Source organism: Streptomyces sp. NBC_00654, assembly GCF_026341775.1.
Taxonomy (GTDB): domain Bacteria; phylum Actinomycetota; class Actinomycetes; order Streptomycetales; family Streptomycetaceae; genus Streptomyces.
The window spans coordinates 758,363-783,806 of sequence record NZ_JAPEOB010000001.1; the positions used below are offsets into that span (position 1 = coordinate 758,363).

The following is a 25,444-nucleotide window of genomic DNA, read 5'->3' on the forward strand; positions in this document are numbered from 1 at the left end:
TTCGAATGACCTGGCGCCAAATGCGACTCAGAACTCGGTGGTGGTGAGGGGCCCGCTCGGGGCTTGAGGGGCAGCCCCGGGGGGCCGGCTGATCAGGCGGCCGCGCTACGGCTCTCCATACGGCGGCGAAGGCTCGCCGGGCGCATGTCGGTCCACACGTCGTTGATGCGGGCGAGGCACTCCTCGCGGGTGCCCTCGGTGCCCTCCGCGCTCCAGCCGGCGGGCAGTTCACGCCCGGCGCGCCAGATCGAGTACTGCTCCTCGGTGTTGAGGACGACGCGGTAGACGGTGGTGTCGGTCAGCTCGCTGGACATGGTTCTCCTCGGTGAGGTGGGTGGGGTGGGTGCTGGTGCGGACAACCGCGGGCCGTGCGGGCGGGGTTCAGGACAGGAAGTCCGTGATCTCCACACCCAGGCCGAGCGCGCGGGCGCTCTCGTACACATCGACGGCCAGGGCGAGGTCGAGGACCCCGAGCCCGAACGGCGAATAGATGGTGACCTTCTTCGGTGACGGCGTGAAGGTCCGTGTCCCCGCGATGAGCTGGCCGATGGACGCGTCGATGAAGGCGCGGCCCCCGGTCATCCGCTCGGCGAGGTGCAGCGAGGTGCGCTCGCGGCACACATGGTCCGCGTCGTCCACGATGTTGTGCGCCTGGACGAGCGTCTCGGGGTCGATGTCGCGCAGCGAGATGTGCAGGACCACCGTGCCGGGCGCCGCCGCCGTCAGATCGGTGTGGGGCTCGCCCGCCGAGGTGGCGAAGGAGATCAGCGAATGGGCGGCCAGTGCCTCGTCGATGCTGGCCGCGAGAGAAATGCGGGCGTCGGGGAGAATTTCCGCACAGGCGCGGGCGAATTCCTCGGCGCGGGCCGTGGAACTGTCGTGGACCGTCACTTCCTCAAGGCTGCCGATGGCGGCCTTGAGATAGCGCAGGATCTCCCGGTTGATGACACCGCAGCCGATGAGTGAGACCCCACCGGGGCGCCGGTCCCGGGTCAGCATCTCGGCGGCGAGCGCGGCACTGGCCGCCGTGCGCGCGGCCGATATCAGAGAGCCTTCGAGAAGGGCCTCCGGGTGACCGGTGCGCAGGGAGTTGAGGAGCATCGCCGCACTGGCACGGGCGATGCCGGAATGGATGTTCCCGGGGAACGATGAAATCCACTTCATTCCGGCCGCGGGATTCTCACCGCCCCGGTACGAAGGGAGGCCGATGATCCGGTTGGCGGGCTGGTCCGGAAAGCGGAGGAAAATGGAGTGCGGGACTGCCGTGGCGCCCTGCTCATGCAGTTCATAGGTCGCCCGGACCGTCTCGATGTGTTCCCTCTCCTTTCCGCTGAGGAGCTTCTCCACATCGGATTGACGGATTACCAGCATGGGGCAGATCAACCCTTCCACAGATGCGAGACTTCACCGAAGTTCTCCCGCACCCAGTCGTCGGAATAGATGGTCTTGAGATAGCGGTCCCCCCCGTCGGGGAAGATCAGCGCGGAAACGGAGCCGGGCGGGATGCGCGGCAGCATCCGGTCCATCGCGGCGAGCACGGCCCCGGACGATCCGCCGGCCAGGATCGCCTCCCGCGCCACCAGTCGGCGGCAGTGGACGACGCAGTCGAGGTCCGAGACGTGCACCACCTCGTCGGCCGCTCCCGGGTCCATCAGCGCCGGACGTACGGAGGCGCCGTGCCCCGGGATCAGCCGCCTGGTCGGGGTCCGGCCGAAGATCGCGCTGCCGTCGGCGTCCACCGCGACGACCGTGGTCGGCAGCCCGGCCCGGTGGATGTAGTCGGCGCAGCCGCGCAGGGTGCCGAAGGTGCTGACCGAGCAGAAGAGGTAGTCGAGCCGCCCGTCGAGGGCCTCGACTATCTCGTGCATCGTGCTCTGGTGGGCCTTCGGATTGAACAGGTTCGCATACTGATTGGGCGAGTACGCGTGCGGAACGGTGTCCAGCAGTTCGCGTACCCGGCGCAGTCTGACGGGCAGGAACTCCCCGGTAGCGGCGTCCCTTTCGTCGACCACCTCGACCTCGGCCCGGTAGGCCTTGAGGATGGCCAGATTCTGTTCGGTGGTCTTGGCGTCGACCACGCAGATGAAGCGCAGGCCGTAGTACCTGCATATCTGGGCGAGTCCGACCGCCAGATTTCCCGAACTCGACTCCACGACGACCGAACGCCCCGGCGTCAGTTCGCCGCTGCGCAGCGCCTCGGCGATCATATTGAGGCCGCTTCGGTCTTTTATACTGCCACCTGGGTTGAAACGCTCGATCTTGGCGAAGACCTCTGACTGTCCCTCGGGAAACATCCGTTCCAGCTTCACGAGGGGTGTCTTGCCGATCGTACCCAGAATCCCCGAATTCGATCTTTTCGGCATGGATTCCCTCTCACCTGTAGGCGTGCAAGGGAGACAGTAGCCGCCGCTCAAACGGGGTTACGGGTTCTGCACTGGCAGGGAAGTGCCACCGCAAGGTCCTGTCAGCCCGGGGCCGGGACAGCGCTCCGTCGAGTACCCAAGACTGGGCTCGTTCCGGAATTCACGCGTTCTCTGACTCAGGTGGAGTTGTGACGAAACCTCAGCTTGTACCGGACCGGCCGGCGCACTATGCGCCGTACGAACTGGCCGGCCGATTCGACCGGGACCTCGGCGACCCGCACCGCCGGGATCTCCCCTTCTTCGCGGGCCGGCTCCGTGAACTCGACGCGGTGGAGGGCTTCCCCGAGGACGCGGTGCGCCGGCTCGACGAGCAGGGGCTGCCCGCGTACTACGTTCCGGCCGTGCACGGCGGGCGGCTGCGGAGCTACGAGGATCTGCTCCAGCTCGTCCGGGTGGTGGCCCGCCGCGACCTGACCGTGGCGATCGCCCACACCAAGACCTATCTGGGCTCGGTCAGCACCTGGGTGGGAGGCACCGCCGGCCAGGCGCGGGCGCTCGGACAGCGGGTGTCCGACGGCGCGGTGGTCTCCTGGGGTCTCACCGAGCGCGACCACGGCAGCGATCTGCTGTCCGGCGGTCTCAGCGCCACACCCACGGCGGACGGCTACCGGCTCGACGGGGAGAAGTGGCTGATCAACAACGCCACCCGCTCCCAGCTGGTCTGTGTCCTCGCCCGTACCGCCGACGGGGGCGGCACCCGGGGCTACAGCCTGCTGCTGGCCGACAAGGCGGAGCTCGCCCCCGGTACGTACAGCACCCTGCCCGCCGCGAGGACCCACGGCATCCGGGGCGCGGACATCAGCGGTATCGCCTTCCACGGCGCCGAGGTCCCGGCCGGGGCACTGATCGGCGCCGAGGGGCAGGGCATCGAGATCGTCCTGCGCAGCCTCCAGATCACCCGCACCATCTGCGCCGCGCTGTCCCTCGGCGCGGCCGACCGGGCCCTGCGCATCGCGGCGGAGTTCGGCCTGGAGCACCAGCTGTACGGGAAGCGGCTCATCGACCTCCCGCAGGCGCACCGGAGTCTCACCGAGGCCTACGCCGATCTGCTCGCCATGGAAGCGGTCACCCTCGTCGCCGGGCGCGGGGTCCACGCGCTCACCGAGGAGATGAGCGTGACGTCGAGCGCGGTGAAGTACCTGGTGCCGAGCACCGTCGACGAACTCATCTCCTCCATGGGCCAGTTCCTGGGCGCCCGGTCCTTCCTGAGCGAGGAGTTCGCGCACGGCGCCTTCGCGAAGCTGGAGCGCGACCACCGCATCGTCGGCATCTTCGACGGCAACACCCTGGTCAACCTGAACGCCCTGATCAACCAGTTCGGCGCCCTCGCCCGGGGCTACCGCGCCGAGCGCACGGACACCGAGGGCCTGGCCACCGCGGCGACCCTGACCACCACGGTCCCCGACTTCGACCCGGCCCGGCTCGACCTGACCTCACGTACCGGCAACAGCATCGCCGCCTCGTTGCCCGCGGGCGTCGCCGAACTGCGGAAGCTGGCCGCCGGCGGCGAGGTCACCCCGGCGCTCCTGGCGCTGGCCGAGGATCTTCTGAGGACCACCGACGAGACCCACCGGCAGATGGCGGCCCACCGCCCCACCCCGCGCGACGTACCGGCCGGGGCCTTCTCCCTGGCCCACCGCTACACCCTGTGCGCCGCCGCGGCCGCCTGCGTCCAGGTGTGGCTGCGCAACCGGGACACGGTGGCCCGGGACACCGCGGCCACCGGCGCGCTCTGGCGGGACGGCCTGTGGCTGGAGGCCTGTCTGAGCCGGCTGGCGAGCCGCCTGGCCCCGGGCGTGCTGCCCGGAGCGGGCGACGGCGAGGCCGACCCCACGGCGGTGCTCGACCGGCTGATGGCGCCGCTCCTGGACCAGTACCGGACGGGGGAGATGTTCTCGCTGCTGCCCTTCCGGCCGGCCGCGCCCGCCGCCGCCCCCGCGCACCCGGCACAGCCCCTTCTGGAGACGTCATGAACCCGGTACCCGCCACCCCGTGCACCACGGCCGACCTCGAAGAGGTCCTCGGGGACGCCTACGACCCCGCCAACCCGCTGGGATTCCGGGCCGTACTCGAAGCGGACGAACGCGCCGAGATCCTTCCCGAGGGCGAAAAGGCCCTGGACGCCTTCGGGTTCAACGCCGAGTTCGTCCCCCGCCGCCTCGGCGGGCGCCTCGCCGGCATCGAGCGCCTGATGCTCATGATGCGTACGGTCTCCCGCCGCGACCCCACCCTGGCCCTCGGCTACGGCTTCACCAACTACATCTCCGGCTCCGCGATGTGGACCTCGGGCAACGAGGCCCAGCAGCGCCGGATGGCCGACATCCTGCTCGCCGGCGGCAAGACCGCTGCCGGGTACAACGAGCTGGCCCACGGCAACGACTTCACCCGCACCGACCTCGCCGCCACCACCCGCGGCGACCGCATCCTCATCAACGGCCGCAAGCAGATCGTCAACAACCTCGGCCGGGCCGACGCCGTCGTGCTGCTCGCCCGCACCGGCGAGGGCCCCGGCAACCGCAGCCACTCCCACCTCTTCGTGGACCTCGCCCACGGCCCCGCCGACCGTGTCGACCGCGATGTCCGCCACCCCACCGTGGGACTGCGCGGATGCCTGATCGGCGGCGCCGATTTCACCGACTACCCGGTGCCCGCCGACGCCCCCATCGGCCCGGTCGGCGGGGCGATGGAGACCGTGCTGCGCGCGTTCCAGACCACCCGCGCCGTGCTGCCCGGCATGATGGTCGGCACCTCGGACACCCTGCTGCGCACCGTGACCCGTTTCGCGCTCGACCGCAGGCTGTACGGGCGCCGCGTCGCCGATCTGCCGCACGCCAGGGCCACCCTGACCGGCGCCTTCCTCGACCTGCTGGCCGGTGACTGCCTGTCCACCGTGTCCTGCCGCGCCCTGCACGTCCTGCCCGGCCAGACCAGCGTCCTGACGGCGGCCAACAAGTACCTCGTGCCCAAGGTCCTGCACCGGTCCTCGCACGCGCTCGGCACGGTCCTCGGCGCCAACTCCTATCTGCGCGACGGTGCGTACGGCGTCTTCCAGAAGTTCGCCCGCGACCTGCCCGCCATCACCTTCGCGCACGCCAACGCCTCGGTCTGCCAGGCCACGATGCTGCCCCAGCTGCCCCGCCTGGCGGCGGCCAGCTGGCTGCGCGCCCCGCGCCCGCCCAAGGAACTGTTCGAGCTCGACGCCCCCCTCGGCGACATCGACTACGGGGCCCTGGAGCTGACCTCCCGGGGAGCCGACCATCTGACCGCGATGCTCACCCACCCGGGCACCCGGGCGCTGCTCCCCGAGGCGGCGGTCCTCCTGGTGGACCTGCTGGCGGCGGACCTCGCCGATCTGCGCGAGCGCTGCCTCGCCCTGCCGCCGAGCGAACACTCGGTGGTCGCCGGCCGGGCCGGATTCGCCCTGGCCGACCGCTACTCCCAGCTCGCCATGGCCGCTTCCTGCCTCGGCGTCTGGCAGCACAACCAGCACGGCGACGACGCGTTCCTGCGCGGGACCGACTGGCTGACCGGTGCCCTGCACCGGATCGCGGCCCGGCTCGGCCACGACGTGGGCGCCCTGTCCGACTCGACGGAGCGACGGCTCTTCGAGGAACTGATCTCCAGGGAGGAAAGCCATGAGGGCTTCGACCTCGGCCGTCCGCGGCTGGCGCGCGCCTGACGTCCAGGCGTACCCGAACCCGTATCCGTACCCGGACCAAAAGCCTCTGCCGACCAACTTCCACACCCTGCACATCTCAAGGAGCCTTCTCATGACCGACCTCACCACCGACGTCACCACCGGCGTCAGCGACGACGTCAGCGACGCGGCGACCGTGGAGACCGTCCGCGCCTGGCTCACCGAGCGGGTCGCGTACTTCCTCGACATCACCCCGCAGGACATCGCCTCCGACGACCTGCTCGTCGAGATCGGCCTCGACTCCGTCTACGCGCTCACGCTGTGCGGCGACGTCGAGGACGAGTACGGCATCCTCGTCGAGGCCACCCTGGCCTGGGACCACCCCACCATCGACGCGCTCACGGCCCACATCCACTCCCAGCTCGGCGCCCGCTGATGGCGGAGACCGGACGCGGGGCACGAGCCCTGTCGGTCGGGCAGGAAGCGCTCTGGTTCCTGTACTGGATGGCCCCCGAGAGCCCCGCGTACAACGTGCAGGCCGCCCTGCGGATCCGGGGTGCGCTCGACGAGGACCGGGTCCGCCGGGCGCTGCGCTCCGTGGTGGAACGGCACGATGTGCTGCGGTCCACCTTCGCGGACACCCCGGCGGGCCCCCGGCGGCTCGTCGGGGCGGCGGAGTCGGTCACCCTCCGGGTGCGGGACGCACCGGCCGCCCCGGACGACACCGTGATCGTCAAGGCGGTCCGGGAGTTCGGGGACACCCCGTTCGACCTGACGGGCGAGGGCACCTGCCGGGCCCTGCTGCTGCGCCTGGCGCCGGACGACGCGGTGCTGGTGGTCTCCACCCACCACATCGTCACCGACGCCACCTCCCAGTGGCTGCTGCTCCAGGAGCTGCTGGACGCCTACGCGGCGGACGGCGCCGAGCCGCCGGCCCCGCTGAAGCGCGGGTACGACGACTACGTCACCCAGGAACAGGAGCTGCTGGCCGGGCCGCGCCGCGAGAGACTCCAGGAGTTCTGGCGGGAGTTCACCGCGTGCGCGGCCGCCGCCGAGCTGCTGCCCGACCGGCCGCGCGGCGAGGACCGGCCCGGTGTGTTCAACGGGGCCACCTGCGAACTGCGTATCCCCGACGCCCTGGTGCCCCGGCTGCGCGAGAGCGCCAGACGGTCCGGCGTCACCGGATTCGCCCTGCTGCTCAGCGTCTTCCAGACCCTCGTCCACCGCTACACGGGCCGGAGCGACTTCCTCATCGGCTGCCCGACCACCACCCGCAGCGGCCCCGGCATGCGCCAGGTCGTCGGGTACCTGGTCAACACCCTGGTGCTGCCGGCCCGGTTCACGGCCACCACGACCTTCGAGGAGGCGGCCCGCCAGGCGCAGCGCCAGGTCATGTCGGCGATGAAGCACATCGGCTACCCGTACGCCCTGCTCGCCGGGGAGGACCGGTACGGCAGCCGGAACCCGCCGGTGCGCATGGCCTTCACGATGGTGGCGCCGAGCCGGCTGGAGCCGCTGCTCCAGCAGGTCACCGAGGCGGCGGCGCGGGGCACCCGCACGGAGTACGCCGGGCTGAGCGTCGGCCTGGTCGATGTGCCGCAGCTGGAGGGCCAGTTCGACATCTCGGTGGAGATGCGGCAGAGCGCCTCCTCCCTCACCGCGGTGTTCCGGTACGCGACGGACCTGTTCGACGAGGGCACCGTCAGAAAGCTCCTGGACCACTACGTCCATCTGCTCACCGCCGCCGTCGACGACCTCGCCCGGCCCGTGTCGGAGCCCGTCCTGGTCGACACCGGCGAACTGGACGCGCTGCTGGCGCTGGGGGCGGCCGATGACTGGTGACCGCGTCCCCGTTGCCCGTCGCCCGTACCGCCCTTCCCAGCCCACTCCGTATCCAGGGGGTTCCATGTCCCAGCACCACCAGCTCATGCGGTCTCCGAGCGCCACCGCACGCATCCGCGAGAACGCGCTGGCCACTCCGGACGAGCCCGCGGTGATCTTCGTCCGCGATCCGTCCTCCCCGGACGGCGCCGAGACCTGGTCCTACGCGCGGCTGGACCACGAGGCCCGCAAGGTGGCCGGCTGGCTCCAGGCGCGGTACGCGCCGGGCGACCGGGTGCTGCTGCTGTACCCCGAGAGCCTGGAGTTCGCCGCCGCGTTCGTCGGCTGCCTGTACGCCGGAATGGTCGCCATCCCGTCCTCGCTGCCGGGCCAGTACAGCCACCAGCGGCGCCGGGTGGACTCCATCGTCGAGAACGCCGCCGTCTCGGCCATCCTCACCAGCGGGGCGGCGGCCCCCTCGGTGCTGGACTGGGCCGGCTCGGACACGGCCGCCGGCATCGACTGCGCCGTCACGGACGGTCCCGCGTTCACCGACGCCCACGCGGCCGCCTGGCGCATGCCGGAGGCGGACCACGACAGCCTGGCGCTGCTCCAGTACACCTCCGGATCGACCTCCACCCCCAAGGGCGTGATGGTCAACCAGGGGAACCTGCTGCACAATTCGCAGATCCTCAGCGAGGCGTTCGGGCTGGACCGCACCACCCGTTTCGGTTCCTGGATCCCGCAGTACCACGACATGGGACTGCTCGCGATCCTGCTGCCACCGCTGCTGCTGGGCGGCTCCTGCGTGCTGATGAGCCCGACCACGTTCCTGAAGCGGCCGCACTGGTGGCTCCGGATGATCGACACGTACGACATCACCTGGTCGGCCGCGCCGAACTTCGCCTACGAGCTGTGCGTACGCCAGGTCACCGACGAGCAGCTGTCCCAACTGGACCTGTCGCGCTGGCGGTTCGCCGCCAATGGCTCGGAACCGGTGCAGGCCTCCACCCTGACCGCCTTCGCCAAGCGCTTCGCCCCGGCGGGCTTCCGCGGCGACACCATGGCCCCGTGCTACGGCATGGCCGAGGCGACGGTGTTCATCTCCGGCACCGGCCCGCGCGAGCTGGCCGTCAGCCACATCGACGAGGAGCGGCTGGAGCGCCACGAGTTCCACCCGGTGAGCCTCGCCGAGGCCGGCCGCGACGTCGTCAGCTGCGGCGCGGCGGCCGCCTACGACGTACGGGTGGTCGACCCGGCCACCCGCGAGGTGCTGCCCGCGGGCCGGATCGGGGAGATCTGGCTGCGCGGCCCGAGCGTCGCCCAGGGCTACTGGGGCCGCGAGGACGTCACCCGCGAGACCTTCCGGGTGGAGACCGCGGACGGGGACGGCGGCTATGTCCGGAGCGGTGACCTGGGGACGGTCCACGAGGGCGAGATCTATGTCACCGGACGCATCAAGGAACTGCTCATCCTGCGCGGCCGGAACATCTACCCGCAGGACGTCGAGCACTTCCTCCGGGTGGAGGAGGACGAGCTGGTGGGCCTGTTCGGCGCGGCCTTCGTCGTCCCCGTCCAGCAGCCCGACGGTGGTGTGGAGGAGCAGCTGGTCGTGGCCCACGAGGTCCGCGGCGGCATCGGCCAGGACGGCCTCGCTGGGCTGGCCGGCCGGATCAAGGCCCACATCGCGCGCGGGTTCAGCGTGCGGCCGGGGGCCGTCGTGCTGGTCCGGCGCGGTGGCATCCTGCGTACCACGAGCGGCAAGATCCAGCGTGCCGCGATCCGCGCGACCTTCCTGAACGGCGAGCTGGAGAGCCGCTACCTGGACGTGAACGACCAGGTCGGCCTGCTGCTCGCCGGGGCCCGGGAGGCCCGCGCGGCCGCCTGAGGGAGCTGACACACGCGAAGGGCGGGCCCGGGGCGACCGGGCCCGCCCTTCGCGTGCGCGTGCGCGCTCAGTGGTGTTCGAGGCTCCGCAGCACCAGACCGGTGGGCGGCTTCGGCCCGAACGACGTCGATTTGCGCGGCATCGTGACCCCCTCACCGGCGAGCAGCCGGACGACCTCCTCCCGCACCGGGTGGAGCAGGACCGCCGTGCCGCCCAGCCGGTGCGCCCGCTCGGCCGCCTCGCGGGCGTCGTGGACGTAGGCGATGTCCGCCGGGGCGTCGGGGATCCTCCACAGATGGTCGAGCAGGGTGGCGTGCAGGACCGCGGCGTCCAGCGCCCGCCAGGCCGGGGGCCGGTCCTCGGGGAGCGTACGGGCGAGCAGGTCCGGGTCGGGCCGGTCGACGAGGTGGAAGTCGGTGCCGCCGGTGAGCAGGAAGGCGTTGCCGTACCGGGCGGCCTCGGCCAGCACCTCCAGGGCGGCGGGCAGGGAGGCCGCGACCCGCCGGACCCGGAAGGGGCCCTCGACCGCCGCCAGCGCCTCGGCCACCGGCAGTCGGCGCAGGACCCGGTGGATCGCACGGACCTGGAAGGGATGGCGGGCGGTGTCCACCAGCAGCACGAGGCCGAAGTCCCAGGCGTCCGGGCGGGGCCGCTCGGCACGCAGCCGCAGGTACGTCGCCCAGCGGTGGTGCCCGTCCGCGATCAGCGCCTGCCTGCCGGAGAGATCGGCGTCGATCTCCGCCAGTTCGGCCGGGTCCGTGACGGCCCACAGCCGGTGCCGGGTCCCGTCCGGGGTGGCGGTCGTCAGCAGCGGGGGGCGTGCCGCGGTCCGTTCGACGACGGCCCCGGCCCCGTGCGGGCCGCCGTCCCCCCGGTAGGCGAGCAGCAGCGGCTCCAGATGCGCGGCCGTCGCCCGCATCAGACCGGCCCGGTCCTCGACGATGTGCGGCATCACCGCCTCGTGCGGCAGGACGATGCCCTCGTCCGGCTCGGAGAGCCGCAGTGCCCCGATCAGCCCGCGCTGCACGAAGTCCTCGCCGCGCTGCTCGCTCACGTACAGCGCGGGCTCGGAGTCCGGGGCGAGCACGCCCCCCGACAGCCAGCCGCGCAGGGTGGCGGCGGCGCGCTCGGCGCGGTCGGCGGGGGTGGCCCCCTGCGGCAGGATCAGCCGCACGATGCTGTGCGGATGGGCGGAGTCCGGATGGTGCGGCCCGTCCGGGCCCGCCCCGGCCGTGTACGGCGGCGAGGTCACGGCCGCGAGGCTGCCGACCCGCTCGGGGACGTAGCGCAGGCCGCGGAAGGGATGGAGCTGCAGGCCGTTGCCCGCAGGGCCCGTGGATGTCATTGGCGCATCGTAGGAAGGCGCCTTTTCGATCCGATTTCACGCCGGGAAACCGGTGGACGGCCGGAGACCGGCGGCCCGCCGGAGCCGTCTACCGGGTGCCGAGCAGCCGGGCCAGGGCGTCCGCGTCGACCCGGACCCCGAGCCGGGTGGTGGCGACCATGTCCGTGATCTGCGCGGTGCGTTCCTCCCACGCGGTGGCGGCCAGGAAGCGGAAGATGTCCCGGGCGTGCTGGAGCCGCGCGACCGCCGCGGCGTCGCCCCGGACCGCCTCCGCGCAGGCCCGGTCGGTCTCGATCCGGGCTTGCAGGAACCGGTCCCCGACGTCCTCGGCGGCGGTGAGCGCCTCGCGCAGAATGGACTCCGCCTCGGTGGAACGATTCTGCCGCCACTGTGCCTCGCCGAGGGCCCGCAGGGCGTACGCCTCGCCCAGCCGGTCGCCCTGTGCACGTGTCAGTGCGATGACCTCACGGCAGGCCCGCTCGACACGCGGCAGTTCGCCCGCCCGGAGGTAGGCCTCCGCCAGCCGGTAGATGTTCTGCGCCTTGCCGCGTACGGAACCGGCCTCGTCGCTCGTCCGGATGGCCTCGCGCAGCAGCGTGATGCCGAGATCCGTCTCGCCGCGCTCCAGCTCGATCTGGGCGAGCAGCCCGAGCGCGTGGGAGCGGCTGGTCGGGTCGTCGGTGCGGCCGAAGTAGTCGAGCGCCGCGCGGCAGTGCCCGGCGGCGTTGTCGAGGTCCCCCTTGAAGCGGGAGCACAGCGCCAGGTTGCGCAGCACGATGGCCCGCTCATGGAGGTCGTCGCTCCGCTCCAGCAGCTCCATCGCCGAGGAGAGCAGGGAGTCGGCCTCGGCGTAGCGCCGCTGGTAGATCGCCAGCGTGCCGAGCGAGCGCAGCATGATCGTGGCCCCCGGGTCGTCGCCCGCGCTGCGCGCGCCGTCGAGGGCGGTCTGCGCGGTCTGCTGCCAGTCCTCCAGGTAGTTGCGCATCTCGAAGAGCGGCATGGTGCGCGCGGTCAGCCCCCAGGCGTGCGCGGAGGCTCCGCTCTGCGCGGCGTGGGCGACCATGCTGACGAGGGAGGTGCGCTCCGACTCGAACCACTCCAGGGGGTCGGCCAGCAGGTCCGCGACCGTCTCCTCGGGGAGCGTCACTTCGAGCCGGGCCCGGTGCGGGGCGAGGTGGCCCTTGCCGTACAGCTGTCTGTGCGCGGCGTCGGCCAGGGTGAGCATGGTGCCGTAGGCCCGCTCGACCGTGTCCTCCCGGTCGCTCTCGGAGTCCTCGGCGTGCGCGCGCTCCCAGGCGAACAGCCGCAGCAGCTCCTGGAACCGGAACCGGACGGGCGCGCCCGGGACGATGGTGGAGACCTCCAGCAGCTGGGCGTCCACGAGTTGTTCGAGCAGGTCCTCGGCCTCGTCCACGTCCACGTCGAGGACGGCCGCGGCCGTCCAGGCGGCGAACGTGGTCACGGGCAGCAGCCCGAGCCGCCGGTACAGCCGCGCGGCGTCCGGGGACAACTCCCGGTAGCTGAGCCAGAATCCGGCCCGCACACCGCCGTCGTTCGGGCTCAGGACGTCCAGCCTGCGGTAGCGGTCCTCCAGCCGGGAGGTCAGCTGGCGCAGCGACCAGTGGGGCCGGGTGGCCAGCCGGCCCGCCGCGATGCGCAGGGCCAGCGGCAGCCGCCCGCACAGATCGACCAGCCGGGCCGCGGAGGCCGGGTCGGTGGCGACCCGCTCGGCCCCGATGACGGTGGCGAGCATGCTGTCGGCCTCGTCCGGCGTCATCAGCTTGAGGTGGATCCGTACCGCCGCGTAGTCGCTGGTCAGTTCGTCCAGCGGGTCACGGCTCGTGATCAGTACGAAGCACTGGCCGCGCCCGGGGAGCAGCGGCTGGATCTGGGTGAACGAGCGGACGTCGTCCAGGATGATCAGCAGCTTGCGGTTGTTCAGGAGCGAGCGGTAGAGCGCGGACCGCTCCTGGAGATGGGCCGGGATCTGGGCACTGGGCACACCGAGACCGCGCAGCGACTGGTCGAGCACGGACATCGGAGACAGCGGCTGGTCGAACTCGTGATAGCCGTGTACGTCGATGAAGAGCTGGCCGTCCGGGAACCGTTCGGCGACCCGGTTCGCCCAGTGCGCGGCCAGCGCGCTCTTGCCGATGCCGCTCACCCCGGAGATGACCGCGACCGAGAGGGGCCCGCGGTCGCCCGCGTCGGGCAGCAGCGCGTCCAGCACGTCGATCTCCGGCAGCCGGCCGGTGAACGCGGTGACGGGGAGCGGGAGTTGTGCAGGCACGGCGACGGCCACCCCATGGGTGTGCCCGGCGGGAGCGGGCACGGGGGCGGGTACGGCGCCGGAGTCCGGGGCGGCGGGCACGGCGGACTGCCGGCCCGGAGCCGGGCAGGCAGGCGGGACGGCGGCGAGGGGCGCCGCGGACGGTACGGAGGACGGCGCCGCGGGCGGCGTGGCGGGCGGCGTCGTGGGGGACGCGGCGGGTGGGCGACGGGCGGCCGGGGAGGGCTGGGCGATGAACCCCTCCAGCTCGTTCGCGTCCTGGAGGATCCGCTGGTGCACTTCCTGGAGCGCGGGCCCCGGCTCGATGCCCAGCTCGTCGACGAGGGCCCGGCGCCCCTCCCGGTACACCTGGAGGGCTTCGGCGCGCCGCCCGGCCAGATGGTGCGCGTGCATGAGGTGCGCCCTGGCCTGCTCGCGCAGGGGGTGCTCCTTGACGAGGGCGGTGAGCCGGGTGATGACCGAGTGGTGGCCGCCGAGCCGCAGTTGCAGTGCGGCGTACTCCTCGTTGATGTCCAGCCTGAATTCGGACAACTGTGTGACTGTGTCGTCGATCCGGTCGCCCGTCAGCCCTTCCAGGACGGGTCCCCGCCACAGGGCGAGCGAGTGCTCGAAGAGCGCGGTCGCCTCATCCACGCGTTCGTCGTGCGCCGAGGTCAGACGGGCCTTCGCGACTGATTCGCTCAGGTCCTGGAGATCGATATAGCTGTCCCTCGAATGGAGAATGTAGCCCGGGTGCCGCGTCTCGATGAGATCTTTGACCGATGCCTTTTCCCGGAAGATTTTACGAAGCGTGGTAATGCAAATGGCTATTTGGTTACGCGCGGTGGTCGGCGGGGTGCCCTGCCACACGGCCTCCGTCAGCGCCGCGACCGAGACGGTGCGGTCCGGCGAGAGCAGCAGTGTGGCCAGGACGGCCCGTTGACGTGCGCTGCTCACCCGGATCGTCTCGCCGTTGGCCGAAATCTCCAGCGGCCCCAGCAGTTTGAAGGACAGCGTGTGGGTCACTGCATGTTCCCATCCCGGTCGTATGCCCGACGGCATGCGGTCGCCATGAACCGTTCCTGTATGACGTGGCTGAAAAGAACACGCGGACGGTCGGGCTCCGGGATCTTCGTGCACTGCTGCGCCCGGGAGTCGGCGGGCTGTCGCCCGGGAGCCGATCCCGTTGTTCCGCCCTCATGGCCGGTCGGCCGGTAACACACGGATGGCCGGGCGGCGTTGGTCGAAAGCGGATAATGGGCAGCAGTAGGCATGTTTCCAATGATCACTACCCGGGGCACAAAGTCAATGCGGATTCCCCGGATCAAAGCGTGTCGCGATTCTTGACATAATTCTGGCACGGGGGTGTCGGACGGGTGGGCGGGCCGCCGGGGTTCTCCGGCGGCGGCCGGTCGTCACCGCTCGTCCGGCGAGGTCTGCATGGGCTCTGATCAGGTGCGACGAGGTCGTCGTCGCCGCCGGGGGCACCCGGCGGGATCGTTACCGTACCTGCCTCGCGCGGATTTCGTGTCAGGGGGGCCAATCCTGCGGGGAATCCGGTGAATCCCGCTTATGGGGGCGGTCGGTCATACATCGGCGGGATGTCGCGCACCGTTACCCGGAATGCAATAATCCGCAGCCCGTTTCGGTTGCTTTATCCGATATCTTCCGGTGAATCGATGCAGTGTGTTCACGTGATCGGATATCGGAGAGGGATGGAGAGGCGTCGGAGAGGGATCGCGGCCTTACACGTCCTTGCGGGGCGCTTGCCGGATCGGCGCTCCGTCCTCAACGGCGCCGAAATAAAGGGGCGTTGATGTGCATTGCCCGGCCGCTTCGGCCAGGGATTACGGGACGGCCCGAGGAAAGGGCAATGTGCGCCGACGCGCTGTCCCGGGGCTGTCCGCCGGGGAGCGGTGGGACCGGGCGGTAATAGCCGGACGTATATGACGAGCCGGCCCGCACGGGCGCGGCCCCGGAGCGGGGGGCGGCGGCCACCCGGCACCTGTACCGGTGTCTCCGGCGGGTCAGGTCAGTGGGAATCGCCGCGCCGGCCGAGGGTCTCCACCGGGGTCGCGGTGGGGCGGGTCCACTGCGGAACGGGCCGGCCGGGCCGGTACGGACCACGGTCGGCCGACCCCGCACGGACGCGCGCCGCCCCCGTCTTCCCGAGCCCGCCCCCGTCTTCCCGCCCCCGTCTTCCCGAGCCCGGCGCCCCGCGCACGCCGCGTACCGCGCCCGGCTCACGGCACATGGCTGCGGACCAGCGCCACCGCCTCGTCCAGCGCGGCCGTCTCGTGCTCCGTCAGCCGCGGGTCGGCCGCCCGGCGGGTCCGGGCGAGGGCCAGGTCGGCGACGCTCACTCCCCCGTCCGCGGCCATCTCCCCGAGCAGCGCCGTGAGCAGGGCGCGGACGGCCGCCGCCGGTGTCTCCGCGCCCGTCCCCGCCCCTCCCGGGGAAGCCGGGGACGGCGGGGAGGCAGGGGAAGCCGGGGAGGCAGGGGACCGCGGGGAAGCCGGGGAGGCAGGGGACCGCGGGGAAGCCGGGGAGGCAGGGGCCAGTGAGGCCTGGGCCAGGATCAGGGCCGACATGGCGCGGTCGAGCCCCGGCGGGCCCTCCGTGGTGTTGCTCCAGTCGATCACCACCGGTCCCCGCTCCGTCAGGATCACGTTCTCCGGGTGCAGGTCGAGATGGAGGATGTGCTCCTCCGGGTCCGGGGAGAGCCGGGCCGGGACCGCGTGCAGTTCGCGCAGCAGCCCGGCGAGCAGCGCGCCGCCCTCCGCCGCCCGCAGGGTCCCCGCCGACAGGGCCTCGGCCATCGTCGGGCCGGTCAGCCGTTGCAGCACCAGATCGGTTGCGCGGGCCCCTTTTGCGGGCGGGCCGATGCGGGGGACCGGGAACCCGAAGGCGCAGAGGTAGGACATCACGGCCAGTTCGGGGGTGGCATCGGTGCTGTCGCGGTAGCGGCGAAGGACCCAGGAGCCGTCGAGTGCGTACACGTCGGCGGTGCGTCCCGAGCCCAGAAGTTGGCCTGTGTGCATGAGGCCGAACCTACCCGGGCGTACCCGCGAAAGGGAGCCGCCGGACGTCCCGGCGACGGCCGGGCGCCAGGCCACCGGCCTGCGGCGGGTCTCCAGAGGGTTCGGCGGCACGCCTCGGGGGCCGCCCCATAACGCGAAGTGAGGGGGTGAACGGGATCTCCTCGGCCCTCCGGTGCCCGACTACGGTTTCGGCAATTCCCGAGTCCGGCACACCCCGGGTTCCCCACCCGGGAGCCCGGGACTCGCCTTGGGTCTGCCACCCCCCGGCCCCAAGCCCCCCCCGAAATCGAGGAGAGTTACGTGGACAACGCCACGCTCCGCAGACGCGCACTCGCCGCCTGTACCGCCGCTGTCGCCGTGGGCGCGCTGGGTCTCGCAGGTCTGACCGGTATCGCGTCCGCCGACCCCACCGGTGCCACGACGCCCGCTGCCGACAGCCTCTCGCCCGGTCTGCTCCGGGCCATGGAGCGCGATCTGGGCCTCGACGCCGACGCGGCGAGGAGCCGGATAGGCAACGAGTACCGTGCCGCCGCCGTCGCCGCCGGGCTGGAGAAGTCCCTCGGCGCCAGCTTCGCCGGGGCCAGGGTCGGCGGATCCGACGCGGCCCTCACCGTTGCCACCACCGATGCCTCCGAGACGGCGAGCATCACCGCGGCGGGCGCGCGGGCCGAGGTCGTCGGCCACAGCCTGGACCGCCTCGAAGCCGCCAAGTCCGCGCTGGACGAGGTCGCCCTGAGCAAGGCGCCCAAGGGCGTGCCGGTCTGGTACGTCGATGTGCGCGCCAACCGGGTCGTCGTCAACGCCGTGAACACCCGGGCCGCCGACGCCTTCCTTGCCGCCGCGAAGGTCCGCCGCGACCTGGTGACCGTCGCCGAGTCCACCGAACAGCCCCGTACCTACGCGGATCTGCGCGGCGGCGACGCGTACTACATGAACGGCTCCGGCCGCTGCTCCATCGGCTTCCCCGTGAAGAAGGGCACGCAGAACGGCTTCGTCAGCGCCGGTCACTGCGGCACCCCCGGGGTGAGCACGAGCGGCTACAACCAGCAGGCGCAGGGCTCCTTCCAGGGGTCCACCTTCCCCGGCCGTGACTACGCCTGGGTCGCCACCAACGCCAACTGGACGCCCCGCGCCCTGGTGAACGGCTACGGCAACGGCGATGTGACCGTCACCGGCTTCACCCAGTCGGTCGTCGGCTCCTCGGTCTGCCGCTCCGGCTCCACGACCGGCTGGCACTGCGGCACGATCCAGCAGCTCAACACCAGCGTCACCTACCCGGAGGGCACCATCTCCGGGGTGACCCGTACCAACGTCTGCGCCGAACCCGGCGACTCCGGCGGCTCGTTCATCACCGGAAGCCAGGCGCAGGGTGTCACCTCCGGCGGCTCGGGCAACTGCTCCCAGGGCGGTACGACGTACTTCCAGCCGCTCAACCCCGCGCTCCAGGCGTACGGGCTGACCCTGGTCACCAGCGGGACGCCGACCGACCCGCCCACCGACCCGACCGACCCGCCGACCGAGCCGGGCGGAACCTGGGCGGCCGGCACGACCTACGCCGCGGGCGCCACGGTGACGTACGGCGGGACGACGTACCGCTGCCTCCAGGGCCACCAGGCGCAGCCCGGCTGGACCCCGCCGAACGTTCCCGCGCTCTGGCAGCAGGTCTGACCCCCACGCCTCCCGTTCCTTCTCACGACCCCAGCTCCTCCCGCTCCTCCCGCTCCTCCCGCTACTCCCGCGTCTCCAGCTCCTCCTGATCTCTCCGCTCCTCCCGCTCCTGTCCCCGCCCCTCCCGTTCCGAGGAACCCCGAGGATCCGACATGAACCCAGAAGCAAGCGACGACCTCCCCAACAGTCGCCGGATCAGCCGCAAGAGCATCCTGAAGGCCGCGCTGGTCGCGACCGCCGCTCCCCTGCTCGCCGGGGGAGGGGTCGCCCTCGCCCGTGACGCCGGCTCCAACGGTGCCCCCCTCACGCCGACCCCGGCGTGCGACGACGGTGACGACCCGACGCCGCCGCAGATGGAGGGCCCGTACTTCAAGCCCAACTCCCCCCTCCGCACCAGCCTGGTGACGCCGAGCACCCCCGGCATCCCGCTCACCGTCAGCGGCTATGTCTTCGGCCGCGCCTGCAAGCCCATCCCGGGAGTGCTCCTCGACTTCTGGCAGGCCGACACCAACGGTGGGTACGACATGAGCGGATTCGGCTTCCGCGGGCACCAGTTCACCGACACCAAGGGGGCGTTCAGCCTCACCACCATCGTGGCGGGCCTCTACCCCGGCCGCACCCGGCACATCCATGTGAAGGTCCAGGCCCCGGGCCGCCCGGTGCTCACCACGCAGCTGTACTTCCCCGACGAGCCGCGCAACAACACGGACGCGCTGTTCGACCCCGAGCTGCTCATGAACGTGCGCAACGTCGGGAACGGGCGGGAGGGCACCTTCGACTTCGTCCTCGACATCGCCCAGACACCCGGCCCCACCGATCCGCCCACGGGCGGCACCTGGGCCACGGGCACCTCCTACCGCGCGGGAGACCGCGTCACCCATGGCGGGGTCGCCTACCGCTGCCTCCAGGCCCATGTGGCCACGGCGGGCTGGGAACCGCCGAATGTCCCCGCGTTGTGGGAACGCGGGTAGACACCGGCAGCGGTGGCGCTCCACCGCCCCGAGGGCCCCGTCCACGCGGATCTCCGCGTGGACGGGGCCCTTCCGCCGTTCGTCTGAAACATTTCCGGGGGCCCGTCGCGTCGAAGGGGTGCGGGGGCCGGGAAACGGGACCCGGCCGGGCGAACGGGGAGGGCATGAGGAAGTCGCGTACGGAGGACTTCAGAGAGTTCGCGGCCGGACGCGCGAGCCATCTGTACCGTTCGGCCTGTCTGCTGACCAGCGGCGACGTTCATCTCGCCGAGGATCTGGTGCAGGAGACACTGGGACGCATGTACATGCTGTGGGGCCGCGCCCACCGCATCGACAACCCGGCGGCCTACGCGCAGACCGTGCTCGTACGCACGTTTCTGACGCACCGCCGTCGACGCTCGGCGGCCGAGAGCCCACAGGCCGAACTGCCCGACAGCGGGGCGGCGGCGGGCGATGACCCGGCGCTGCGGATGACGCTGCTGCGGGCCCTGGCGCAGCTGGCTCCCAAGGACCGCGCGGTGGTGGTGCTGCGGTACTGGGAGGACCGGAGCGTCGAGGAGACCGCGGAGGCGCTCCAGGTCAGCTCGGCGGCCGTACGGACCCGTTGTGTGCGCGCGCTCGCCCGGCTGCGCGAGCTGCTGGGGGGCAGCATCACGGAGTTCGCGGCCCGCTGACCGGGCGCCGGACGGCGCCGTACGACATTCACGTAACTCGGACCGAGAAGTGGTGGTTTGCCATGCCCTTTGAAGAGGAACTCAGCGATGAACTGCGCCGGACGGGGGAGACCTTCGACCTCGGAGACCGGCCCGGTGTGGTGGCCGGGGGGATCGACGCGGGCCGTCGCCGTCAGCGGCGCCGTACGGCAGCCGTGACCGGCAGCGTGCTGGCGCTGGCGCTGGTCGGCGCGGGCGGGGCCTTCGCGGGCGGACTGCTCGGCGGGTCCGCCACCACCTCCGGTGTGGCGAGCGGGGAGCGGACCGTGTCCGCCGGGACCGGGGGAGGCATCTCCGACGACGTGATGGTCGAGACGCTCCAGGCGTTGCTGCCGGCGGGGAGGACCGAACAGGGCAGGGGCCAGGTCACCGGCGGCGCGGACGGTCCGGACCGTGCCGAGGCGTCCGTCGTGTACGACGACGGGGAGGGCAGGGGCACGGTCTCCGTCTCGCTGTACGCCACCGAGGCGCGCCGGGTGGGAGAGACGGGCGACGGCATCTGTGGCGAGCAGGTCCGTTCCTGGGCGGCCGAGGAGAGCACCGGGGCGGCTCCCGGTGCCGGGAGCTCCGCCGGGGAGAAGGGGAGCGGGTCGGTGTACGACGCGAAACTGACCCTCTGCGGCGGCTCGAAACCCGGCGGGCTCCGGGACCGGACGGGCGACGGGCCCGGCAAGGACGACGCACTCACCAAGGACGACGCACTCACCAAGGACGACGTACTCACCGAGGACGGCAAACTCGCCGAGGGCGACAAGCCCGGCAAGGAGAAGAAGCGCGGCGGGTACGGCAAGATCAGCGCCGCGCGGGCCCTGTTCTTCACCAGGACCGGCGTGACCGTGGACCTGCGCGCGTACAACGGGGTGCTGGGCGGCGGTGGCGTGGCCACCCGCCCGAAGCCGGTGCTCGGCGGCGACACGCTCGTCGAGCTGAGCAAGTCCTCGCAGTGGCAACGGCTGGCCCTGGCCCTGAAGCCGGACAAGGGGGAGAGGACGGACACCGGCAAGGGTCCGGGGACCCCGCCCGCGGGCGACCGGGCCCCGGAGCTCGACTACGGCACGCTCATGCCCACCTTCCTGAAGCTCCTGCCCAAGGGCCTCCCGGTCGTGGAGAAGCGGCACGAGGGCGGTGAGTACGCCTATGTCGTCGCCGACGACGGCAAGGGCAGGTCGCTGGTGCAGATCAATGTGCAGCGGGACATGCGGGACGCCGCAGGCGAGCTCTACGCCGGTGCCGAGACGCTGCCCGACGGAACGAAGCTCAGGACGACCCAGCAGCCCGGGGAGAAGGGCGGCGAGGGGGTCGTGTGGTGGACGGCCGACACGATGCGCCCGGACGGCATGCGGGTCGTCGTCTCCGCCTTCAACTCCGGTGAGCAGTCGACGCCCGCCACCCGGGCCGAGCCCGCACTGACGATGGATCAGCTGACCGCGCTGGCGACCAGCCCCGAGTGGCTGAAGCTCCAGCAGAAGTAGCGCGCCTCCCGGCTCACGGCCCCGTGCTCACTTGGCGTCGGAATACCGCTCCACCACCGCCGTGGTGAAGGGGAACCGCACCGGCGTCGGTCCGAAGGCGGTCCGCCCGGCCAGCTCCCCGGCCGCGCGGATCGCCTCGACGACGGTGCCGGTCTCCTCGGCCGGGCAGTGCACGATCACCTCGTCGTGCTGGAAGAACACCAGCTCGGCGCGGAGCCCGGCCGTGAACAGCGTCCGCCGCAGGGCCGCCAGCAGCAGCAACGCCCAGTCGGCGGCGCTGCCCTGCACTACGAAGTTGCGGGTGAAGCGCCCGCGGGCACGGGAGTGGGAGGAGGCGTACCCCGGGACGAACTCGCCGCCCCGCTCGCCCGCGCCCTCCCCGTCGCCCGCCGTTCCCCCGCCGTCCTCCTGCGGAAGCCCGGCCTCGCCGCCCGTGTCGTCGTCCGCCCCGGCGGCGGGCGGGCTGGTGCGCCCCAGCCAGGTCCGTACGAGCCGCCCCTCCTCACCGGCCTTCGCCGCGTCGTCGACATAGGCGACGGCGTGCGGGAAGCGCCGCCGCAGGGCCGCGAGATTCTTCAGGCCGTCCCCGGACGTCTGGCCGTAGACGGCGCCGAGCAGGGCGAGCTTGGCGTCGTCGCGGTCGCCGTGGAACGCCCGGTCGGACAGGCTCTTGTAGAGGTCGCCGTCATGGCCGGCCACCTCCATCAGCCCGGGGTCGCGGGAGATGGCGGCCAGGACCCTGGGCTCCATCTGATCGGCGTCCGCGACGACCAGCCGCCATCCCTCGTCGGCCACCACGGCCCGCCGTATCACCTTGGGGATCTGAAGTGCCCCGCCGCCGTTGGTCGTCCAGCGCCCGCTGACCGTGCCGCCGGGCTGGTACTCCGGGCGGAACCGGCCCTCGCGCACCCAGTCCTGGAGCCAGCTCCAGCCGTGCGCGGTCCAGATCCGGTAGAGCTTCTTGTAGGCGATGAGCGGCTCCACGGCCGGGTGGTCCAGCTCCGCGAGCTCCCAGCGCCGGGTCGACTTCACCTTGATCCCGGCCTGCGCGAACGCCTTGATCACATCGGCGGGCAGATCGGGGCGCACCCGTCTGCCGAAGGCCGCGGAGACCTCGTCCACCAGCTCGGCCAGTCTGCGGGGCTCGCCGCCGCCCGCGTACCGCTCGCCCAGCAGCTCGTCGAGCACGTCCCGGTGCACATCGGCCCGCCAGGGCAGCCCGTCCCGGTGCATCTCGGCGGCCACGAGCATGCCGGCCGACTCGGAGGCGGTGAGCAGACGCATCCGCCCCGGGTGGGCGCACGCGTCATGGCGCCGCACCTGATCGGCGTAGACGGCGAGAAGTCCCTCGAAGGGCACATCGGTCCCCGAGGGCGGCTCGAAGAGCGAGGACTGCGAGCCCGGTTCGGCGGAACGGGGCGGCGGGTCGGGGGGTACGGGGGCGTGGCTCAGCCGGGCCCAGGCGGCGGCAGCGGACCGGGGTTCACCGAGCCGTCCCTCGTGCCCGAGCAGCAGCAGCTCGGCGCACTCGATGTCGTAGCACCGCTCGACCCGGACCCCGGCGGCGAGCAGCCGGGGATAGATCTCGCCGGTCGACCGCCATACCCAGCGCGCCACGCCGGGCCGGGACCTGACCGCCTCGGCGAGGTCGGGCTCGGCGAGGACCGGGCCGGCGGGCGTGCCGTCCCGTTCCAGCGGCACGAGCAGCGCACCGCCGCCCTCTGCCGTGGCCAGAGCCCAACGTACGGTCATGGCTCCGAGTCTGACACCCACCACTGACACCGCCCGGGACCCCGAGCCCCCGGGACCCCCGAGCCCCCGGCCCCTCGACGGGCCACCCCGGCCCCTCCGTCGCCTTCGACCGGCCCCGCGCTCCCCGACCGGCCCCGCGCCCGACCGCCCCCGCGCCCCCCGACCGCCCCCGCCCCCCGGTCTCCCGGGTCGCCCGAGCGGAGCCGGGCCGCGAGGATCGACGCATGGAAGCGATCGTTTACGAGGAATTCGGCGGCCCCGACGTCCTGCGCCTGGCCCGGGTGGACGAGGTACGCCCAGGCCCCGGCCAGCTCCGGGTGAAGGTCCGCGCGGCCGGGGTCAACCCGATCGACTACAAGATCCGGCACGGCTGGATGGAGCAGGTCTTCCCCACCCCGCTGCCCGCGACACCGGGCACCGAGTTCGCCGGGGTGGTCGAGGAGACGGGCGAGGGCGTCACCGCGTTCGCACCCGGCGACGAGGTGCTCGGCTGGAGCGCCACGGGCGCCTACGCCACCCACGCCCTGGCCGAGGCCGCCGCCCTCGCCCGCAAGCCGGAGGGGCTGGCCTGGGACGAGGCCGCCGCGCTGCCCGTCGCGACCGAGACCGCCTCCCGGGTGCTGGACGAGCTGGAGGTGGCCGAGGGCGACACCCTGCTGCTGCACGGCGCGGCCGGAGCGGTCGGTTCCGCCGCGGTCCAGCTGGCGGCGGCCCGGGGCGCCACGGTCATCGGCACCGCGTCCCCGGCCAACCACGACTATCTGCGGGTGCTGGGCGCGGTGCCGGTGGCGTACGGGGACGGTCTGGTCGCCCGGGTCCGGGAGCTGGCGCCGCAGGGCGTGGACGCGGTGTTCGACGCCTCGGGCCGCGGCGCGCTGCCGGACTCCATCGAGCTGCGCGGCGGTACGACGGACCGGATCGTCACCATCGCGGACCCGGACGCGGGGAAGCTGGGCGTCGCGTTCTCGGCGGGCGGCGGCGGCCCGTCGGCCGAACGCCTGGCCCGCAACGCCCGCCGCGCGGCCCTGGGAGAACTGCGCGTGCCGGTCGCCCGGACCCTGCCCCTGGCCGAGGCGAGGACCGCCCATGAACTGAGCGAGGCGGGCCACGTCCGGGGAAAGCTCGTCCTGCTGCCACCGGAGGACTGACCGGCGCCTCCCGCCGGCCGGGATGCCCCGGCCGCTCCGGGGCACCCCGGCCGGAGGCGCCCCGGTCATCCCCGGGCACCCCGCCTACCCTGGCCGGATGGAACCGGTGACCGACCAGGCATGCGCGGCAGCCCTCTACTCCGACGACGACTCCGCACTCGACACCGGCGCCTCGCTCCTCGCCGCCGACCCGTCCTCGGACGACGCCCTGCACGCCCGCGGGGAGGAGTTCGTCCGCCGCGCCTGGGACCGCGGCTGGCACCCCGCCGACCTGGTCCGCTCCGTACGGCGGGAACTGCCCGACAACGGCGAGCGCGGCGCGGCCCTGGTGGCGGGCCTGATCGTGGCGGAGACCGCCCGGTACGCCGCGCTCCCGCCCCGCTGGGCGGACCAGATCGCCGAACTGCCCGCCCCCGCCCCGCGCAACCGCCCCGACCGCTTCACCTACGCGGCCGACCTGCTGGAGCTGTACCGGGTGCTGCTGCGGCTGCCCTCGATCGAACCGGTCGGCCCGCCGCCCGGCACGGTCACCGGCCTGCCGCACCTGCCGCCCGCGCACGACGAGCCCCGGATGCTCACCCGTATCCGGGCGCTGCTGGCGAAGGCGGAGGCGACCGGTTTCCCGGAGGAGGCCGAGGCGCTGACCACCAAGGCGCAGGAGCTGATGGCCCGGCACAGCATCGACGAGGCACTGCTCGCCGCCCGGAGCCACGGCGGCCGGGCGCCCGGCGCCCGCCGGATCGGGGTCGACGCCCCGTACGAGACGGCCAAGGCCATCCTGCTCGACGCCGTCGCCTCCGCGAACCGCTGCCGCGCCGTGTGGAACAGCGACCTCGGCTTCACCACGGTCGTCGGCTTCGAGTCCGACCTGGAGGCGGTGGAACTGCTCTTCACCTCCCTGCTGGTGCAGGGCACGGCCGCGATGACCGGGGCGGAGGCGGGCCAGCGGGCCGGCGGCCGCAAGCGGACCAAGACGTTCCGGCAGTCCTTCCTGATGGCGTACGCCCAGCGCCTCGGCAGCCGGCTCGCCGCGGACACCGAACGCGTCACGGCGGCGGCGGACGTCGGCACCGCGTCCGGCGACGGCAACGGGAGCGGCGCTCCCGGCGGGCTGCTCCCGGTGCTCGCCGCCCGGGACGTCGCGGTCACCGAAACGGCCGAGCGGATGTTCCCGCGCACCACCACGACCCGGGTCCGGGGCGCCGTGGACGAGGCCGGATGGATCCATGGCGCGGCCGCCGCCGACCGTGCCCGGATGGGCGGACGCGAAGGTGAAATCGCCCGATAAGGGCGAGT

Annotated in this window: 18 protein-coding genes; 11 read left to right on the plus strand and 7 right to left on the minus strand. The window is 72.6% G+C overall.

Features of this window, described 5'->3' with window-relative positions:
• Positions 1 to 92: 92 nt before the first annotated feature.
• From OHA98_RS03270 to sbnA, 3 genes are all read right to left on the minus strand, one after another.
• Positions 93 to 314: an MbtH family NRPS accessory protein gene (locus OHA98_RS03270; protein WP_266922585.1), complete on the minus strand. Its 222-nt coding sequence runs from the start codon at positions 312 to 314 to the stop codon at positions 93 to 95.
• Between the two features lie 67 nt (positions 315 to 381).
• Entirely contained in the window at positions 382 to 1,371 is a 990-nt protein-coding gene (gene sbnB, locus OHA98_RS03275; RefSeq protein ID WP_266922586.1) for a 2,3-diaminopropionate biosynthesis protein SbnB, read from the minus strand.
• Between the two features lie 8 nt (positions 1,372 to 1,379).
• Positions 1,380 to 2,363 carry a 2,3-diaminopropionate biosynthesis protein SbnA gene (gene sbnA, locus OHA98_RS03280; RefSeq protein ID WP_266922587.1) on the minus strand — a complete coding sequence of 328 codons (984 nt, stop codon included), beginning with the start codon at positions 2,361 to 2,363 and terminating at the stop codon, positions 1,380 to 1,382.
• 188 nt (positions 2,364 to 2,551) lie between these two features.
• Between sbnA and OHA98_RS03285 the strand changes: the two genes are divergently transcribed.
• The 5 genes from OHA98_RS03285 (at position 2,552) to OHA98_RS03305 (ending at position 9,769) form a co-directional block, all read left to right on the plus strand.
• Positions 2,552 to 4,396 (plus strand): acyl-CoA dehydrogenase family protein, encoded by a 1,845-nt coding sequence (locus OHA98_RS03285; protein WP_266922588.1) that lies wholly within the window; start codon positions 2,552 to 2,554, stop codon positions 4,394 to 4,396.
• Entirely contained in the window at positions 4,393 to 6,102 is a 1,710-nt protein-coding gene (locus tag OHA98_RS03290; RefSeq protein WP_266922589.1) for an acyl-CoA dehydrogenase family protein, read from the plus strand. The genes OHA98_RS03285 and OHA98_RS03290 overlap by 4 nt, the downstream gene beginning before the upstream one ends.
• 91 nt (positions 6,103 to 6,193) lie before the next feature.
• The gene (locus tag OHA98_RS03295) at positions 6,194 to 6,496 is read left to right on the plus strand and encodes an acyl carrier protein (RefSeq protein WP_266922590.1); all 303 of its coding nucleotides are present in this window, start codon (positions 6,194 to 6,196) and stop codon (positions 6,494 to 6,496) included.
• Complete coding sequence (locus OHA98_RS03300) at positions 6,496 to 7,902, plus strand: condensation domain-containing protein (protein WP_266922591.1); 1,407 nt, start codon at positions 6,496 to 6,498, stop codon at positions 7,900 to 7,902. Before OHA98_RS03295 ends, OHA98_RS03300 begins: the two co-directional genes overlap by 1 nt.
• 64 nt (positions 7,903 to 7,966) lie before the next feature.
• On the plus strand, positions 7,967 to 9,769 hold the full coding sequence (locus OHA98_RS03305; RefSeq protein ID WP_266922592.1) for a fatty acyl-AMP ligase: 1,803 nt from the start codon (positions 7,967 to 7,969) through the stop codon (positions 9,767 to 9,769).
• A gap of 67 nt (positions 9,770 to 9,836) precedes the next feature.
• On the opposite strand, the gene OHA98_RS03310 is transcribed toward OHA98_RS03305, so the two are convergent.
• From OHA98_RS03310 to OHA98_RS03320, 3 genes are all read right to left on the minus strand, one after another.
• The gene (locus OHA98_RS03310; RefSeq protein ID WP_266922593.1) at positions 9,837 to 11,114 is read right to left on the minus strand and encodes a DUF1015 domain-containing protein; all 1,278 of its coding nucleotides are present in this window, start codon (positions 11,112 to 11,114) and stop codon (positions 9,837 to 9,839) included.
• Positions 11,115 to 11,202: 88 nt separating this feature from the next.
• On the minus strand, positions 11,203 to 14,409 hold the full coding sequence (locus OHA98_RS03315; RefSeq protein WP_266922594.1) for a BTAD domain-containing putative transcriptional regulator: 3,207 nt from the start codon (positions 14,407 to 14,409) through the stop codon (positions 11,203 to 11,205).
• 1,217 nt (positions 14,410 to 15,626) lie between these two features.
• A complete protein-coding gene (locus tag OHA98_RS03320; RefSeq protein WP_266922595.1) occupies positions 15,627 to 16,424 on the minus strand; it encodes a phosphotransferase in 798 nt (265 codons plus the stop codon).
• Between the two features lie 300 nt (positions 16,425 to 16,724).
• Between OHA98_RS03320 and OHA98_RS03325 the strand changes: the two genes are divergently transcribed.
• The 4 genes from OHA98_RS03325 (at position 16,725) to OHA98_RS03340 (ending at position 21,248) form a co-directional block, all read left to right on the plus strand.
• Positions 16,725 to 18,092 carry a carbohydrate-binding protein gene (locus OHA98_RS03325; RefSeq protein WP_266922596.1) on the plus strand — a complete coding sequence of 456 codons (1,368 nt, stop codon included), beginning with the start codon at positions 16,725 to 16,727 and terminating at the stop codon, positions 18,090 to 18,092.
• A 152-nt stretch (positions 18,093 to 18,244) separates the two neighbouring features.
• The gene (locus OHA98_RS03330; protein ID WP_266922597.1) at positions 18,245 to 19,063 is read left to right on the plus strand and encodes a carbohydrate-binding protein; all 819 of its coding nucleotides are present in this window, start codon (positions 18,245 to 18,247) and stop codon (positions 19,061 to 19,063) included.
• A 164-nt stretch (positions 19,064 to 19,227) separates the two neighbouring features.
• A complete protein-coding gene (locus OHA98_RS03335; RefSeq protein WP_266922598.1) occupies positions 19,228 to 19,737 on the plus strand; it encodes a SigE family RNA polymerase sigma factor in 510 nt (169 codons plus the stop codon).
• A gap of 62 nt (positions 19,738 to 19,799) precedes the next feature.
• The gene (locus tag OHA98_RS03340) at positions 19,800 to 21,248 is read left to right on the plus strand and encodes a hypothetical protein (RefSeq protein WP_266922599.1); all 1,449 of its coding nucleotides are present in this window, start codon (positions 19,800 to 19,802) and stop codon (positions 21,246 to 21,248) included.
• A gap of 27 nt (positions 21,249 to 21,275) precedes the next feature.
• On the opposite strand, the gene OHA98_RS03345 is transcribed toward OHA98_RS03340, so the two are convergent.
• The gene (locus OHA98_RS03345; RefSeq protein ID WP_266922600.1) at positions 21,276 to 23,000 is read right to left on the minus strand and encodes a bifunctional 3'-5' exonuclease/DNA polymerase; all 1,725 of its coding nucleotides are present in this window, start codon (positions 22,998 to 23,000) and stop codon (positions 21,276 to 21,278) included.
• A 224-nt stretch (positions 23,001 to 23,224) separates the two neighbouring features.
• Between OHA98_RS03345 and OHA98_RS03350 the strand changes: the two genes are divergently transcribed.
• Both OHA98_RS03350 and OHA98_RS03355 read left to right on the plus strand, forming a co-directional pair.
• Positions 23,225 to 24,148 (plus strand): NADP-dependent oxidoreductase, encoded by a 924-nt coding sequence (locus tag OHA98_RS03350; protein ID WP_266922601.1) that lies wholly within the window; start codon positions 23,225 to 23,227, stop codon positions 24,146 to 24,148.
• A gap of 97 nt (positions 24,149 to 24,245) precedes the next feature.
• The gene (locus OHA98_RS03355) at positions 24,246 to 25,436 is read left to right on the plus strand and encodes a DUF2786 domain-containing protein (protein WP_266922602.1); all 1,191 of its coding nucleotides are present in this window, start codon (positions 24,246 to 24,248) and stop codon (positions 25,434 to 25,436) included.
• Positions 25,437 to 25,444 lie beyond the last annotated feature (8 nt).

Coding starts and splice junctions, on each gene's coding strand:
- OHA98_RS03355 (WP_266922602.1), top strand. CDS start 24,246: ATGGAACCGGTGACCGACCAGGCATGCGCGGCAGCCCTCTACTCCGAC.
- sbnA (WP_266922587.1), bottom strand. CDS start 2,363: ATGCCGAAAAGATCGAATTCGGGGATTCTGGGTACGATCGGCAAGACA.
- OHA98_RS03295 (WP_266922590.1), top strand. CDS start 6,194: ATGACCGACCTCACCACCGACGTCACCACCGGCGTCAGCGACGACGTC.
- OHA98_RS03345 (WP_266922600.1), bottom strand. CDS start 23,000: ATGACCGTACGTTGGGCTCTGGCCACGGCAGAGGGCGGCGGTGCGCTG.
- OHA98_RS03330 (WP_266922597.1), top strand. CDS start 18,245: ATGAACCCAGAAGCAAGCGACGACCTCCCCAACAGTCGCCGGATCAGC.
- OHA98_RS03340 (WP_266922599.1), top strand. CDS start 19,800: ATGCCCTTTGAAGAGGAACTCAGCGATGAACTGCGCCGGACGGGGGAG.
- OHA98_RS03350 (WP_266922601.1), top strand. CDS start 23,225: ATGGAAGCGATCGTTTACGAGGAATTCGGCGGCCCCGACGTCCTGCGC.
- OHA98_RS03300 (WP_266922591.1), top strand. CDS start 6,496: ATGGCGGAGACCGGACGCGGGGCACGAGCCCTGTCGGTCGGGCAGGAA.
- OHA98_RS03320 (WP_266922595.1), bottom strand. CDS start 16,424: ATGCACACAGGCCAACTTCTGGGCTCGGGACGCACCGCCGACGTGTAC.
- OHA98_RS03310 (WP_266922593.1), bottom strand. CDS start 11,114: ATGACATCCACGGGCCCTGCGGGCAACGGCCTGCAGCTCCATCCCTTC.
- OHA98_RS03335 (WP_266922598.1), top strand. CDS start 19,228: ATGAGGAAGTCGCGTACGGAGGACTTCAGAGAGTTCGCGGCCGGACGC.
- OHA98_RS03305 (WP_266922592.1), top strand. CDS start 7,967: ATGTCCCAGCACCACCAGCTCATGCGGTCTCCGAGCGCCACCGCACGC.
- OHA98_RS03270 (WP_266922585.1), bottom strand. CDS start 314: ATGTCCAGCGAGCTGACCGACACCACCGTCTACCGCGTCGTCCTCAAC.
- sbnB (WP_266922586.1), bottom strand. CDS start 1,371: ATGCTGGTAATCCGTCAATCCGATGTGGAGAAGCTCCTCAGCGGAAAG.
- OHA98_RS03290 (WP_266922589.1), top strand. CDS start 4,393: ATGAACCCGGTACCCGCCACCCCGTGCACCACGGCCGACCTCGAAGAG.